General features: G+C 74.7%; 15 protein-coding genes. 12 read left to right on the top strand and 3 right to left on the bottom strand.

All coding sequences use genetic code 11. The features are described 5' to 3' along the window. Nucleotides 1-263: 263 nt before the first annotated feature. Nucleotides 264-887, top strand: a complete 624-nt coding sequence (locus AKI01S_RS44150) for a TetR/AcrR family transcriptional regulator (RefSeq protein WP_067832059.1) — start codon at nt 264-266, stop codon at nt 885-887. Nucleotides 888-889: 2 nt separating this feature from the next. Then, nucleotides 890-1,561: an enoyl-CoA hydratase/isomerase family protein gene (locus AKI01S_RS44145; RefSeq protein WP_067832057.1), complete on the top strand. Its 672-nt coding sequence runs from the start codon at nt 890-892 to the stop codon at nt 1,559-1,561. Nucleotides 1,562-1,604: 43 nt separating this feature from the next. Here AKI01S_RS44145 and AKI01S_RS44140 read toward each other — a convergent pair whose 3' ends face one another. Then, entirely contained in the window at nt 1,605-2,048 is a 444-nt protein-coding gene (locus AKI01S_RS44140; protein WP_067832055.1) for a winged helix DNA-binding protein, read from the bottom strand. A gap of 131 nt (nt 2,049-2,179) precedes the next feature. Here AKI01S_RS44140 and AKI01S_RS44135 point away from each other — a divergent pair, with 131 nt between their 5' ends. The 9 genes from AKI01S_RS44135 to AKI01S_RS44095 all read left to right on the top strand — a co-directional run bounded on the left by AKI01S_RS44135 (nt 2,180) and on the right by AKI01S_RS44095 (nt 11,097). Continuing rightward, nucleotides 2,180-2,806 (top strand): TetR family transcriptional regulator, encoded by a 627-nt coding sequence (locus tag AKI01S_RS44135; RefSeq protein WP_067832053.1) that lies wholly within the window; start codon nt 2,180-2,182, stop codon nt 2,804-2,806. Nucleotides 2,807-2,975: 169 nt separating this feature from the next. After that, nucleotides 2,976-3,191 (top strand): hypothetical protein, encoded by a 216-nt coding sequence (locus AKI01S_RS44130; RefSeq protein WP_067832051.1) that lies wholly within the window; start codon nt 2,976-2,978, stop codon nt 3,189-3,191. Between the two features lie 159 nt (nt 3,192-3,350). Then, nucleotides 3,351-4,382 (top strand): saccharopine dehydrogenase NADP-binding domain-containing protein, encoded by a 1,032-nt coding sequence (locus AKI01S_RS44125; protein ID WP_067832049.1) that lies wholly within the window; start codon nt 3,351-3,353, stop codon nt 4,380-4,382. Between the two features lie 80 nt (nt 4,383-4,462). Beyond that, nucleotides 4,463-5,968, top strand: a complete 1,506-nt coding sequence (locus AKI01S_RS44120) for an FAD-dependent monooxygenase (protein ID WP_067832047.1) — start codon at nt 4,463-4,465, stop codon at nt 5,966-5,968. After that, nucleotides 5,965-6,594, top strand: coding sequence for a TetR/AcrR family transcriptional regulator (locus tag AKI01S_RS44115; protein ID WP_067832045.1), 630 nt, complete (start codon nt 5,965-5,967; stop codon nt 6,592-6,594). The genes AKI01S_RS44120 and AKI01S_RS44115 overlap by 4 nt, the downstream gene beginning before the upstream one ends. 88 nt (nt 6,595-6,682) lie before the next feature. Further along, nucleotides 6,683-7,288, top strand: a complete 606-nt coding sequence (locus tag AKI01S_RS44110; RefSeq protein WP_084000843.1) for an RNA polymerase sigma factor — start codon at nt 6,683-6,685, stop codon at nt 7,286-7,288. Further along, the gene (locus AKI01S_RS44105; protein WP_067832043.1) at nt 7,281-8,201 is read left to right on the top strand and encodes a CU044_5270 family protein; all 921 of its coding nucleotides are present in this window, start codon (nt 7,281-7,283) and stop codon (nt 8,199-8,201) included. Before AKI01S_RS44110 ends, AKI01S_RS44105 begins: the two co-directional genes overlap by 8 nt. Next, nucleotides 8,198-10,447, top strand: a complete 2,250-nt coding sequence (locus AKI01S_RS44100; protein WP_067832041.1) for a hypothetical protein — start codon at nt 8,198-8,200, stop codon at nt 10,445-10,447. The genes AKI01S_RS44105 and AKI01S_RS44100 overlap by 4 nt, the downstream gene beginning before the upstream one ends. A 134-nt stretch (nt 10,448-10,581) precedes the next feature. Then, complete coding sequence (locus AKI01S_RS44095; RefSeq protein WP_067832040.1) at nt 10,582-11,097, top strand: carboxymuconolactone decarboxylase family protein; 516 nt, start codon at nt 10,582-10,584, stop codon at nt 11,095-11,097. An 18-nt stretch (nt 11,098-11,115) separates the two neighbouring features. Here the strand turns inward: AKI01S_RS44095 and AKI01S_RS44090 are convergent, their stop codons facing one another. Together AKI01S_RS44090 and AKI01S_RS44085 are read right to left on the bottom strand one after the other, a co-directional pair. After that, nucleotides 11,116-11,601, bottom strand: a complete 486-nt coding sequence (locus AKI01S_RS44090; protein ID WP_084000842.1) for an NUDIX domain-containing protein — start codon at nt 11,599-11,601, stop codon at nt 11,116-11,118. 41 nt (nt 11,602-11,642) lie between these two features. Continuing rightward, nucleotides 11,643-12,050, bottom strand: a complete 408-nt coding sequence (locus tag AKI01S_RS44085) for a RidA family protein (RefSeq protein WP_067832038.1) — start codon at nt 12,048-12,050, stop codon at nt 11,643-11,645. A gap of 73 nt (nt 12,051-12,123) precedes the next feature. Here AKI01S_RS44085 and AKI01S_RS44080 point away from each other — a divergent pair, with 73 nt between their 5' ends. Continuing rightward, entirely contained in the window at nt 12,124-12,759 is a 636-nt protein-coding gene (locus AKI01S_RS44080; RefSeq protein WP_067832036.1) for a TetR/AcrR family transcriptional regulator, read from the top strand. Nucleotides 12,760-12,787 lie beyond the last annotated feature (28 nt).

The following is a 12,787-nucleotide window of genomic DNA, read 5'->3' as shown; positions in this document are numbered from 1 at the left end:
AGCACCCACCCGACGGCCCACAGCACGGGCCTGGCGGCTCACGGCACTCGTCCGGCAGCTCACGGCGCGCGCCTGGCGGCTCACGGCACTCGTCCGGCAGCTCACGGCGCGCGCCTGGCGGCTCACGGCACCCGCGCGGTGGCCCACGGCGTGCGGCTGCCCACGGCGCACGGCGGCTCACGGCAACAGGACCCGACCCCCACCATTACGGGGCGGAGTCCGCGAGCCTCGTTATAGAGCGCGTGCTCTGTTATTGTGCGGGCATGGCCCGACCGCGGATCCACGACCCGGAACTGGTGCTGGACGCCGCCGAACGGCGTCTGGCCGAGCTGGGGCCCGACGGCGTCACCATCCGGGGACTGTCGGCCGTCACGGGTGTGTCGAACGGAGCGATCTATCACGCGTTCGGATCCCTGCCGACCCTGCTGGGACGCGTGTGGCTTCGTGCGGCGACCGACTTCCTCGACCTCCAGTCCGCCCTGGCGGAACGGGCCGGAACGGCGGTGGACGCCGTCGTCGCGGCGGCCGACGCGCCCGCCCGGTTCGCGCTGGGCCGCCCGGCGGCGGCCCGGATGCTGATGACCGTCGAACGCGACCGGCTGCTCGGCCCGGAGCTGCCGGACGCGCTGGCCGACGAGCTGCTCGCCCTCGACCGGCGGCTGCTGGCCCTGTTGTCCCGGCTGGCCCGCGCGCTGTGGGACCGTGCCGACGCGCCGAGCGTCGCGGTGGTCACCCTGTGCGTGGTGGACCTGCCCACCGCCGCGTTCCGGCGCGCCCTCACCGGCCCCGCCGTGGACGGCGCCGTGCCCGTCGACGCCGACAGCCGCCGACGGCTGGAGGCGGCGGTCCGCGCCGTGCTCACCATCCCCCCGCCCGCAAAGGACTGATCATGCCCGAACTGCGCGACGACGGCCCGGTTCTCGTTCTCGACCTCGGCGACGACGAGAACCGCTTCTCCCCCGACTGGATGGACGGCGTCCACGCCCTCCTCGACACCGTCGTCGACCGCCCCGGCCCCGCCGCGCTGGTCACCACCGCCCGGGGCAGGTTCTTCTCCAACGGCCTGGACCTGGAATGGCTGGCCGCCCACGAGGACCGGCTCCTCACCTACGTGGAGCGGGTGCAGGGGCTCCTCGCCCGCGTCCTCACCCTGCCCGTCCCCACCGTCGCCGCCGTCAACGGCCACGCCTTCGGCGCCGGCGGCATGCTCGCCATGGCCCACGACTTCCGTGTCATGCGCGCCGACCGCGGCTACTTCTGCTTCCCCGAGGCCGACATCGACATCCCGTTCACCCCCGGGATGGCCGCGCTCATCCAGAGCAAGCTGACGCCGGCCGCCGCCGTCGCCTCCATGACCACCGGCCGCCGCTTCGGCGGTCTCGACGCCCACGCCCTCGGCCTGGTCGACGGGACGGCCGGACCGGACGAGCTCGTCGCCGCCGCCGACGCGCGCGTCCGTCCCCTGGCCGGCAAGAGCCGCGCCACCCTCGGCGCCATCAAGGAGACGATGTTCGCCGCCGCGGTCACCGCGCTCCGCGACACCGGGATCCCCGCCGCCTGAGACCGGATCCGGCGGCGCGCGGAAGACGGCCGCCGGATGCGGGTCAGGCGTGGGCCAGTTCCTCGGCCATGCGGGCCGTGACGGCGGTCAGCACGCGGGCCGCGACGGCCAGGTCCTCGGCCGGGACCGAGCCGTAGACGCGGCCGATGATCTCGCCGGACTCGGCGCGCACCCTCGCGACCACCGCGCGCCCGGCGTCGGTGACCTCGACCTGCCCGGCGGGCGACTCCTGCGCCAGCCCGCTCTCGACCAGCGCGGTCAGCGCGTCGTCGACATCGGCGGGCGCCCACCGGGTCAGCCTGGCGACGTGCGCGACGTGCGCGGCCCGTTCGACCGTCTGGCCGGAGACCAGTGCCTGGTTCAGGGTGATCCACCGCTTCTCGTCGAGCGTGGTGCCCGACAGCACGCGGGCGAGGAGCGCCGTGTGGTGCTTCTCCGCCTGGCCGACGATCGACGGGTTCAGGGTGGTGGGGACGGTGGTGGTCATCTCGATCTCCTTGGTCGGGCCGGGGTGTCCGGCGATGCCCCGATAGTGACACCGAGTCTCAATTATGCGCAAGTATCAAATGGAACTCAGTCTGCTTCGAGACTCGGGCTCGTTCGGGCTAGGATCCTGGCGTGAACCCCGACGACCGCTCGCTGCCGCTGCGTGAACGCAAGCGGCTGCGGACCCGCCGCACCCTCGCCGACGTCGCGCTGCGCCTGTTCACCGAGAAGGGCTTCGACGCCACGACGGTGGAGGAGCTGGTGGACGAGGCGGAGGTCTCGCGCAGCACGTTCTTCCGCGCCTTCGCCACCAAGGAGGCGGTGGCCGTGGAGGCCGAGAACGAGCTGTGGACGAGCTACCTCGCCGTCCTGGCGGACCGCGAACCGTCCGGCGTGCTGCTCGCCGAGCTGCGCGACGCCCTCATCGACGCCGTCGGCGCCCTGCCGCCGGACTGGGACCGCCGCTACATCGCCACGCGGCGCCTGATCCTCACCGCCCCCGCCCTGCTCGGCCACGTCGAGTACCAGCGCACCGGTGTGGAAAGGCGGATCGTCGCCGTCCTGGCGGAGAAGCTCGGCCTCGACCCCGACGACCTGCGGCTGCACATCCTCGCCGAGCTGGCCGTCACCGCCTGGAGCGTCACCGGCCGCGGCTGGGTCCGCGACGACGGCGACGGCGGCCGGGCGGCCCTGGTCGACCGGCTGCGCGACGCCTTCGCCGCCGTTCCGGACGCACTGGAGCTCTCGGCGGGCGGATGACCGCGACGGCCCGCGTCGCCGGACATCGGGCACGCCATAGATGATCTCCCGACAATATACTCACTCTGCGTGATTGATCGACTACCCGGGGCAGATAGGGAGTGATCAGTCGGTGGCGCCGCCGGTGTCACCGGCACTCCAACATCGCAGAGCATCAAGGAGACAGTTCATGACGTCCCGCAAATCCGCCCTGCTGACCCTGCTGGTCGCGGTGTTCGCATCCGTTCTGGCCCTGGGCGCGCCCGCGAACGCCGCTCCGTCGGCGCCCGCCGACACCCCCGGCATCGCCCTGTCCGACCCCGATCCCGACGAGCTCGGGCTCTTCGACGACAACGAGGACGACGAGGACAACAACGCCAAGGACCGCGAGGACGAGCAGGACTGACGCCACCGGTCCGGCCGCGGGACCGGTCCCGACGGGGCCGGTCCCGCGGCCGGCGTGCCCTGTCCGGAATTGTACGAGTGATGGCGTTCCGGACACTCGCGGCCCGGCGCCCTCCCCGCCAGGATGTCCGTAACGGATCACCTGAGCAGGGGAGAGACCATGGAATCGGCACAGACGGTGGCGGTGTACGGCGCGTACGGGCACACCGGGCGGTTCGTGGTGGCGGAGCTGCGGGAGCGCGGGTTCGTCCCGGTGCTGTCCGGCCGCGACGCCGGGAAGCTGGCGGCGCTGGCGGAGTCCTTCCCGGGGCTTGAGGTGCGGCCCGCGTCGGTCGACGACCCGGCCTCGCTCGACCGCGCGCTGGCCGGTACGGCGGCGGTGGTCAACGCCGCCGGGCCCTTCGCCGCGACGGCCGCCCCGGTGATCGAGGCGGCGCTGCGCGCCGGGATCCCGTACGTGGACGTGGCGGCCGAGATCGAGGCCAACGCCGACACGTTCGCGCACTTCGCCGACCGCGCCCGCGACGCCGGGACCGCGGTCGTCCCCGCGATGGCCTTCTTCGGCGGTCTCGGCGACCTGCTGGCCACCGCGGCGATGGGCGACTGGACGGCCGCCGACGAGGTGCACGTCGCCTACGGGCTGAGCGGCTGGCACCCCACCGCCGGGACGCGCGTCGCGGGCACGGTCTCCCGGGAGCGGCGGGACGGCCGCCGGGTCCGCTTCACCGGCGGGAGGCTGGAGTACCACCAGGACGAGCTGCCGTCCCTGAAGTGGACGTTCCCCGAGCCGATGGGCGTCCGGCCCGTGATCGGGGAGTTCAGCATGGCCGACGTCGTCACGATCCCCAGCCACCTGGCGGTCCCCGAGGTGCGCTCGTACATGACGGTCGAGGCGGCCGAGGACCTGGCGGCCCCGGACACGCCCGCGCCGGCGGCGGCCGACGAGCACGGCCGCTCCGACCAGACCTTCCTGGTCGACGTCGTGGTGCGTTCCGGCGGCGCCGAGCGGCGCGCCACGGTCGCCGGCCGGGACATCTACGCCATCAGCGCGCCGCTCGCGGTGGAGGCGGTCCGCCGCGTCCTCGCCGGTGAGACCAGGACGACCGGGGTCGCGTCCGCCGGAGAGATCTTCGACGCGGCCGACTTCCTGCGCGCGCTGTCCCCGCACCTGTCCCTGGAACCGCGCTCCTAGCGGGCGCCCGGTGTTGTCCCGGGCCCCGGAACCGGCTAGTTTCCATACGCAGTCGTATGCGTATGGAAATTGGAGGCGCCATGGAACACGTGGACGTGCTGGTTGTCGGGGCGGGCCCGGCGGGGCTGGTGCTGGCCTGCGGGCTGGCCGCGCAGGGCGTCAGGGTGCGGGTCGTCGACCGCGCGCAGGGCCCGGCCTCGACGTCGCGGGCGAACATCCTGCACGCGCGCGGCGCGGAGGTGCTGGAACGCCTGGCGGCCGTCGGCGACCTTCGCGAACGTTCGCTGGCGCCGGTCGGGATGCGGATGCACGTGCGGTCGCGGCCGATCGCGACCATGCGGTTCGCCCCGGACGAGCGCGAGTCGGCGCGGGCGCTGTTCGTCTCCCAGGCCCGGATCGAGGAGCGGCTGCGGCGGCGGCTCGGCGAGCTGGGCGGCCGGGTCGAGTGGGGCCGGACGGTCACCGAGGTGGCGCAGGACGCCGACGGGGTGACGGCCGGGTTCGCCGACGGCGCGCGCGTGCGGGCGGGCTGGCTCGCCGGGTGCGACGGCGCGCACAGCACCGTGCGCGAGGCCGCCGGGATCGACTTCCCCGGGGCGCCGGTGGTGGAGCGGTTCCTGCTGGCCGACGTCCACGCCGACTGGGACCGGGACCGGACCGTGTCGGCGGGGTTCTTCCACCGCGACGGCCTGCTGCTGGCGATCCCCATGCGGGACGCGGACGGCGGGGACGACCTGTGGCGGCTCATGGCCGACGTGCCGGAACCCGACCGGCGCCTCGACGCGGCGGACATCGTCGCGTACTTCGAACGGCTCCTGCCCGAACGGGCCGGTGAGACCGGGGTGCGCATCCGCGACGCCGTCTGGACCTCGGTGTTCCGCATCCACCGCAGGCTCGCGGCCGACTACCGCGAGGGCCGCATCCTGCTGGCCGGGGACGCCGCGCACATCCACAGCCCGATCGGCGGCCAGGGCATGAACACCGGTATCGGCGACGCCGAGAACCTGGCGTGGAAGCTGGCGCTGGTCGTGCGCGGCGGCGCGGACCCGGCGCTGCTGGACACCTACACCGCCGAGCGCCGCCCGCTGGCCGCCGAGGTCCTGCGCACCACCACGGCGAACACCCGGATCCTGGTGGGGGAGGGGGCGGTGGCCCGGCTCGTCCGCGACCGGATCTTCGTTCCGCTGCTCAACTCGCCCCGCGTGCAGCGCCGGGCGACCCGCACGGCGTCCCAGCTGGGGGTGAGCTACCGGCGGGGCCCGCTCGGCGGCCGGGGCGCCGGGCCCCGGCCGGGCGACCGCGTCCCGGACCGGGAGGGTGTGCGCGCCGACGGGAGCCCGGCGCGGCTGTACGCCGAACTGTGCCCCGCCTGGGTCCTGCTCGCCCGTCCCGGCGCCGACGTCGCCGCGCTCCTGGACGTGGCCCGCGAACGCCTCGGCAAGGACGTCACCGCCCTGTTCGACGCCGGCGCGCCGCGTTCGCCGTGGCTGGTTCGCCCCGACGGGCACCTGGGCTGGCGGGGCGACGACCCCGCCGCGTTGCGCCGGTGGCTCACCGACGCGCTGCACACCAGGATGGACGCATGACCGCCGAGACGACGCGCCGCAGGGGACCGGGCCGTCCCCGCGATCCCCACGCCGACGCCGCGATCCTGCGCGCGGCCGTCGACCTGCTCATCGAGCGCGGTGTCGACCAGACCAGCATGGAGGGCATCGCCAAGCGCGCGGGGGTCGCGAAGGTGACCGTCTACAAGCGCTGGAAGTCGAAGGAGGACCTGCTCGCGGACGCGATCGAGAGGGTCCGGGACGACATCCCGGGCGTGGCGCCGGCGCGCGCGGCCCGCGAGCTGCCCGAGCTGATCGAGACGCTGCTGCCGCGGTGGGGCGAGGCGCTGGCCGACCCCCGCTACCGGGCGCTGTCGGCGCGGCTGCTGGGCGCCGGTCCCGGCCATCCGGCGCTGCTGGAGGCGTACTGGAACCACCACGTGCTCCCGCGGCGCGAACGCTCCCGCGCCCTGCTCCGCCGGGCGCAGGACGAGGGCGTGCTCGACCCCGCCGCCGACGTCGACGTGCTGCTCGACATGATGGCCGGAGCGATCATCCATCACCTCCTCCTGGAGCCCGGCGAGCCGAGCCCCGAGGAGGTCGGCCGCTACCTGCGCCGGCTCTTCCGGCAGGTGGGCTTCGCCCTGCCCGCCGACGATGTGACGTGAATCACCCGAAGGATCGTCCCGGGGCGTGAAGAAGGCCGGGGCTGCGGGCAATCAGCGGCGATCATTCCCCCCGAGGAAGGCCCGGAGCATGCCCGTGACCCACCCACCGCCCGCGCGGCCCCCCGACGGGACGGTCGACGCGACCGGTCCGACCGACGCGGCCGTCATCGAACGGTCCCGCGCCGAGCCCGAGCTGTTCTCGCTGATCTTCGACCGGTACCACGCGCGGATCCACCGCTACGCCGCCGCGCGGCTCGGCATGGCGGCGGCCGAGGACATCACCGCCGACACCTTCCTGGCCGCCTTCGACCAGCGGCACCGGTACGACCCGGCGCACCCCGAGGCCCGGGCCTGGCTCTACGGGATCGCGACCCGCCTGATCAGCCGCCACCGGCGCGCCGAGGTGCGGTTCTACCGCGCGATGCGGCGCGCGGGCAGCCAGGACGCCGATCCCGGCCACGCCGACCGGGTCGTCGACCGGATGGCCGCCGCGCAACTCCACCCCGAGATCGCCCGCGGCCTGGCCCGGCTGTCCGGGAACGACCGCGCGGCCCTGACCCTCGTCGCCTTCGCCCAGCTCAGCTATGCCGAGGCCGCCGTCGCCCTCGGCGTCCCGTCCGGCACCGTCGCTTCCCGTGTCAATCGCGCGCGGCGCAAGCTCCGCACGGCCCTGGAGGCCCTGAACGATGAATGACCTGCGTCCCCTCCGCGACTACCACGACGCCCAGCCGGACCCCGCGCCGCACGACGTCGCCCGGATGCGCGCGCGGCTGGCCGCGCACACGAACGCCCAGGCCGCTCCGCGCGGCGCCCGCCGCCGGGTCCGTCCCGTGTGGGGTCTCGCCCTCGCCGGCGCGGTGGCCGCGGGAACGCTCGCCGTCGTGCAGGTCGGCGGCGCGTCCGGCGACAGGCCCGGCAACGGGCCCGGCAACGGCCCGGTGCGCCTCGACTCCGCCCAGACCGTGCTGCTCGCCGCCGCCCAGCGCGCCGAGACGGCGCCCACCGGCACGTACTGGCACGTCAAGACCACCCACAACTCTCCCGACGCGGCGGTCAGCGCGGAATGGATCACCCTGGACGGGCGGCGCTGGACCGCCTACCGCGACCCCGCGCCCGGACCGGGAGAGGCACCCTCCGAGATCCACCGGCTGAAGGGCCTGGCGCCGATGCCGGTGTCCGTGCTCGGCCCCAAGCCGTCCCTGTCCGCGCTGCTCAAGCTGCCGACCGATCCCAAGACCCTGCGCGCGCTCGCCGAGCGCAACACGCCGAAGGGCAGCGGACCGCACTATGTCACCGAAGCCCTGATCGAGCTGCTGACCAGCCAGCCGACCACCCCCAAGGCCCGCGCCGCCGCGTTCCGGGCCCTGGCCGCGATGCCCGGAGTGCGGTCGCTGGGTCGCACGTCGGACCCGCGCGGCCGCAAGGGCGCCGCCCTGGCGTTCACGTTCACCGGCCCCAAGGGGCCGACCGAGTTCCGGCTCATCGTCGACACCGGCTCCTCCCAGGTGCTCGCCCGCACCTTCACCCGGGCCAAGGGCCACGCCATGAACTCGTCGACCATCTACCTGTCCACCGGCTGGACCGACGAGAAGCCGAGGATCCCGTGAAGTCCCTCCCCCTGACCGTCCTGACGGCCGCGCTCGCCGTGCCCACCGCCCTGGCCGCGCCCACCGCGCCCCTCGCCCAGGCCGCCCCGGCCCCGGCCGCCACCCCCAAGGCGCAGGGGAGCAGGACGGTCACGCTGGTCACCGGCGACCGGGTCCGCGTCCGGGACGGCGCCGTCGCCGGAATCGACCCCGGCCCCGGCCGCGACCGCATCGCCTTCCAGCAGTTCGGCGCGGGCCGCGAGCTGACCGTCCTGCCCTCCGACGCCGCCTCGCGCCGGCTGGACCCGCGCCTGTTCAGGATCGGTGGCGGCGCCGCACCGGCACCACGCGCCGCCGCCGACCACGGCCTGAAGGTCGAGGTCCTCGACCGGACGGGCCGGCCCCTCACGGGCCCCGCGACCGTGGCGGTGGTCAGCCGTGACGACCCCGGGTTCGGGACATGGTGGATCAGCCCCGGTGAGGAACTGCCGGTGCCGCCCGGCCGGTACGCCGTGCACGCCCTGGCGGGCGACCACCGGGCGGGCGGCCCCTTCCTGGAGATCATGGCACCCGAGGTGCGGGTCGACGGGGACACCACGGTGACCCTCGACGGACGCGGGGCGCGCCGGGTGAAGCTGGGCGTCGCACGGCCCACCGCCCGCGCGAAGTACTGGGGGACCGGCATGACCGTCAAGGCCCCGCCCGGCTCCGGATACCTCCACAGGCAATGGACCTCGTTCCTGCCCGACGACGCCGAGGTCTACGCGAAGGTCACCGAACCGTCCCCCGACTTCACCTTCAACGTCCGGGGCGTCTTCCAGGAGCCGCTGATCCGTCTCGACGTCGAGGGCGACGCCTCGTTCCCCGTGGACGTCTCCTACGCCGAGAACGACGATGAGGACGAGGGCGGTAAGGGCTCTCCCCGCCTGCTCGGCACCCACGGCCTCAAGGCGGTGCACGGCGGCGCCGGGGAGCCGGACGACCTCAAGGACGTGGCGGGCGCGCTCGTCGTGCTCGACCTGCCGGACGGGGCGGGCGCGGCCCTCCCCGAACGCGTGGCGAACGTCGCCAAGGCCGGCGGCCGGGCGGTCCTGCTGGGAGGCGCGGGCGGAGCGCCCTCCTACAGCGGTGACCTGGCGTTGCCGACCCTGGTCGCGCGCGGCGAGGCGGCCGAACGGCTGCGCCGCCTGGCCGAGGCCGCCCCGGTGTCGGTGACCACGCGCGGGATCGAGGCCAGTCCCTACAGCTACAACCTCGTCCACCCGACCGCCGGCCGCGTCCCCGACAACCCCGTCTACCTGGACCGGGACGAGGACCTGGCGGCCGGCCGCATCACCTACCGCGGGGCGGGCGCCGCCGGGACCGCGTGGTTGTCCGCCGGTACCCGGTTCGGCGAGCTGTCCATCGGCCAGGGGGAGGAACCGATCCGCGTCCCCAGCGTCCGGACCGAGTACTACCCGGCGCAGGAGGGCGTCCTCTTCGGCCGTACCCTGTTCGGCTCGGGGGACGGCACCCCCTTGCTGGTCTCCCGCGCCCGCGCCCACCGGCCGGGGGAGCGGTTCGCCGAGACCATGGCCAAGGGGGTGCTGGGACCCGGGCTCGCCACCCCGACCCAGCCGGTGAAGGAAACCCACCGGCCCGCGTGGGTCTTCCGGCGCGACGACACCATCGACGTCAGCGTCCCCACCTTCACCGACGACCAGCCCGGCCACTACGGGCTCAACTACGCCGACTCCGAGAAGTCCGCGGGGGCGACCCGGCTCTACCGGGACGGCGCCCTGGTCGGCGAGACCTCCGAGCCCGGCACGGGGGTCTTCAAGGTGCCGGCCGCGCCGGGCTCCTACCGGCTCGACGTCGAGGCCAACGTCGGCACGCCGGAGTGGCAGGCCACGACCGGGGTGCGCGCGTCCTGGACGTTCGCCTCCGCCGGGAACGGCGGCACCACACCGCTCCCGCTGACGGCCGTCCGGTTCTCACCGTCCCTGAACCACCTCAACCAGGGCCCCGCCGGGCGTGAGGTCTCCATCCCGGTCCGGGTCGAGCACCAGGCCGGAGCAGCCGCCGCGCCGGTCACCTCGCTCGCCGTCAAGGCGTCCTACGACGACGGCGCGCACTGGCGGCCCCTGCCGGTTGTCCGGGCGGGCGACCACTGGGTCGTGCGGCTGCGGAACCCCGGGCAGGGCGCCGTCTCGCTGCGCGCCCTCGTCCGGGACGCGTCCGGCACCACGCTCGACCAGACGATCCGCCGCGCGTACACGGTGGGCTGACCGCCACGGGCGGACGGCGAGGCGTCAACGGATCCTCCGGAGGCGGTCACATCCGCTTCCTCCGCTCCGTCAGTGGGGTGAACGCATCGAACGAGCGGGCCGGAGCGGCCCGCCTCCGCGAAGGAAGTCACCTCATGAACGCCTCTCCGTCCGCCCCCGGCCCGCTCGCCTCGCGCCTGCCCGACCCCCAGCAGCTCGTTCCGGAGCTGGGCGAGGTCGGTGGCGCCCTGTTCAAGGCCGTCGGGAACGGCTCGGTCCCGCAGACCACCGTCAGCCTGGTGCAGCTGCGCGCCGGTCAGCTCGTCGGCAGCGCCTACCTGACCGTTCTGCACACCGGCAACCTGCGCAGGGCCGGGGAGTCGGAGGAGCGGATCGCCGCCGTCTCCTCCTGGCGGGAGGCGCCGTACTTCACCGACGCCGAACGCGCCGCGCTCGCGCTGGTGGACGCGGTACTCACGCCCAACCCGCACGGCGAGCGCGTCCCCGACGCGCTGTACGCCGAGGCGTCCGAGCACTACGACGACAAGGCCCTGGCCACGCTCAGCATGGCGATCGGCCAGGTCGGCTTCTTCGTCCCGCTCGCGCTGATCGGCAAGCCGCGTCCCGGCGTCTCCCCGGCCGAGCAGTGGCGTCCGGTCACGGCCGGGTAGCCGCCGAACCCCGGGCGGCTACCCGGGCGGGACCTGACGCGCCCGTGCGGCGGCCCAGGCGTGGACCGTCCGCGCGGTCTCCTCGGTGAGGTCGGAGTCGGCCAGGTCGGCGGGGGCGAGCCACCGGAAGCCGGTGTGCTCGGCCGACAGCGAGACGGGGCCGCCGTCGTGGGCGAGCCCGAAGGTGTACTGGCGGGCCCTGCGGCCGGAGCCGGACACGTAGTCGAAGTGCGTGACGAAGCCGGGGTCCAGGGCGAGCGGCCCGCCGCGGCCGATCTCCTCGGCGAGCTCGCGGCGCAGCGCCGTGAGCAGGTCCTCGCCGGGATCCACGCCCCCGGAGGGAAGCTCCTCGATACCGGGAAGGAACGCGTCGCCGCCCGAGCGGCGCAGGATCAGCACCCGGCCCGCGGCGTGGACGACGGCACCGACCACGAGCTTCTGGACGCCGTCGCGGTCGGCGCGGTCGACGAGCCCCTGGAAGTCGATGCCCTGGAAGGTGGTCACGGGTGCGAGCGTAACCGGGTCGGGGCCGCCGGACGCCCGGCTCAGTCGAGGACCGCGGTGGCCTCGACCTCGACCAGCAGATCGGGTTCCCCCAGCGCCGCGACGCCCAGGAGCGTGATCGGCTTGACCGGGTCGATCCCCAGCCTGGCGGCCGCCCGGGAGACGCCCTCGCCCAGCAGCGGCATCTTGTCGGGCGTCCAGTCGACGACGTGGATGGTCAGCTTCGCCACGTCGGCGAAGGACCCGCCGACCGCGGCCAGGGCCGTGGCGACGTTCACGTAGGACTGCTCGACCTGGGCGGCCAGGTCCCCCTCGCCGACCGGCCGCCCCTCGGCGTCGCGGGCCACCTGGCCCGCCAGGAACACCAGTCTCGACCCGGTGGCGACCGACATCTGGCGGTAGACCTCGGGCTTGGGCAGCCCGTCGGGGTTGATCAGCGTCACGGTCATGCGCGCTCCTCGGCGTCGGCGCCGGCGGGTCCGGCCACCGCCAGAACATAGCAATGATATGTATTGTGGCGCCATGGTGAGGATCAAGGACCCGGCGGTGCGCGCCCGGCTGATCGACCGGGCCGCGCGGATGCTCAGCGCCCGGGAGCCGGTCACGCTGCGTTCGCTGGTCGCCGGGACCGGCGTCTCGACGATGGCCGTCTACACCTACTTCGGCGGCATGGACGGCCTGTGGAAGGCGGTGCGGCAGGAGGGGTTCACGCGCCTGGCGGCCAGGCTGGAGGAGGTGCCGGTCGCCGCGGACCCGGTGCGGCACCTGACCGGGCTCGGCGCCGCCTACCTGGCCAACGCCCTGGCCAACCCCGACGTGTACCGGGTCATGTTCGACGCCGGATTCGAACTCCAGGACGCCGCGGCCGCCGACGAGACGTTGCACCACCTGGTCCGGGCCGCCGAACGGGCGCGGTCCGCCGGACGCTTCCGCGACGACGTCGACCCGCTGGAGCTGGCCACGCAGAGCTGGACCATCGGCCACGGCCTGGCCTCGCTGGTCGTCACGGGCCCGCTGCCCCGCCAGGCGCTCGCCCACGGCGTGCCGATGCTGACCGCCCTGTTCACCGGCGCGGGCGACGACCCCGACCGGTGCCGCCGGTCGGTCGAGCGCGGCTGGCGCTCCCTGACCTCCCACCCCCTCGGACGGCACGGCTAGGCGGTATTTCAAAAGCCCTGGCCTACGG

Source organism: Actinomadura kijaniata NBRC 14229, from assembly GCF_001552175.1.
Lineage (GTDB): Bacteria > Actinomycetota > Actinomycetes > Streptosporangiales > Streptosporangiaceae > Spirillospora > Spirillospora kijaniata.
This window is presented reverse-complemented; position numbering and strand designations above follow the sequence as displayed.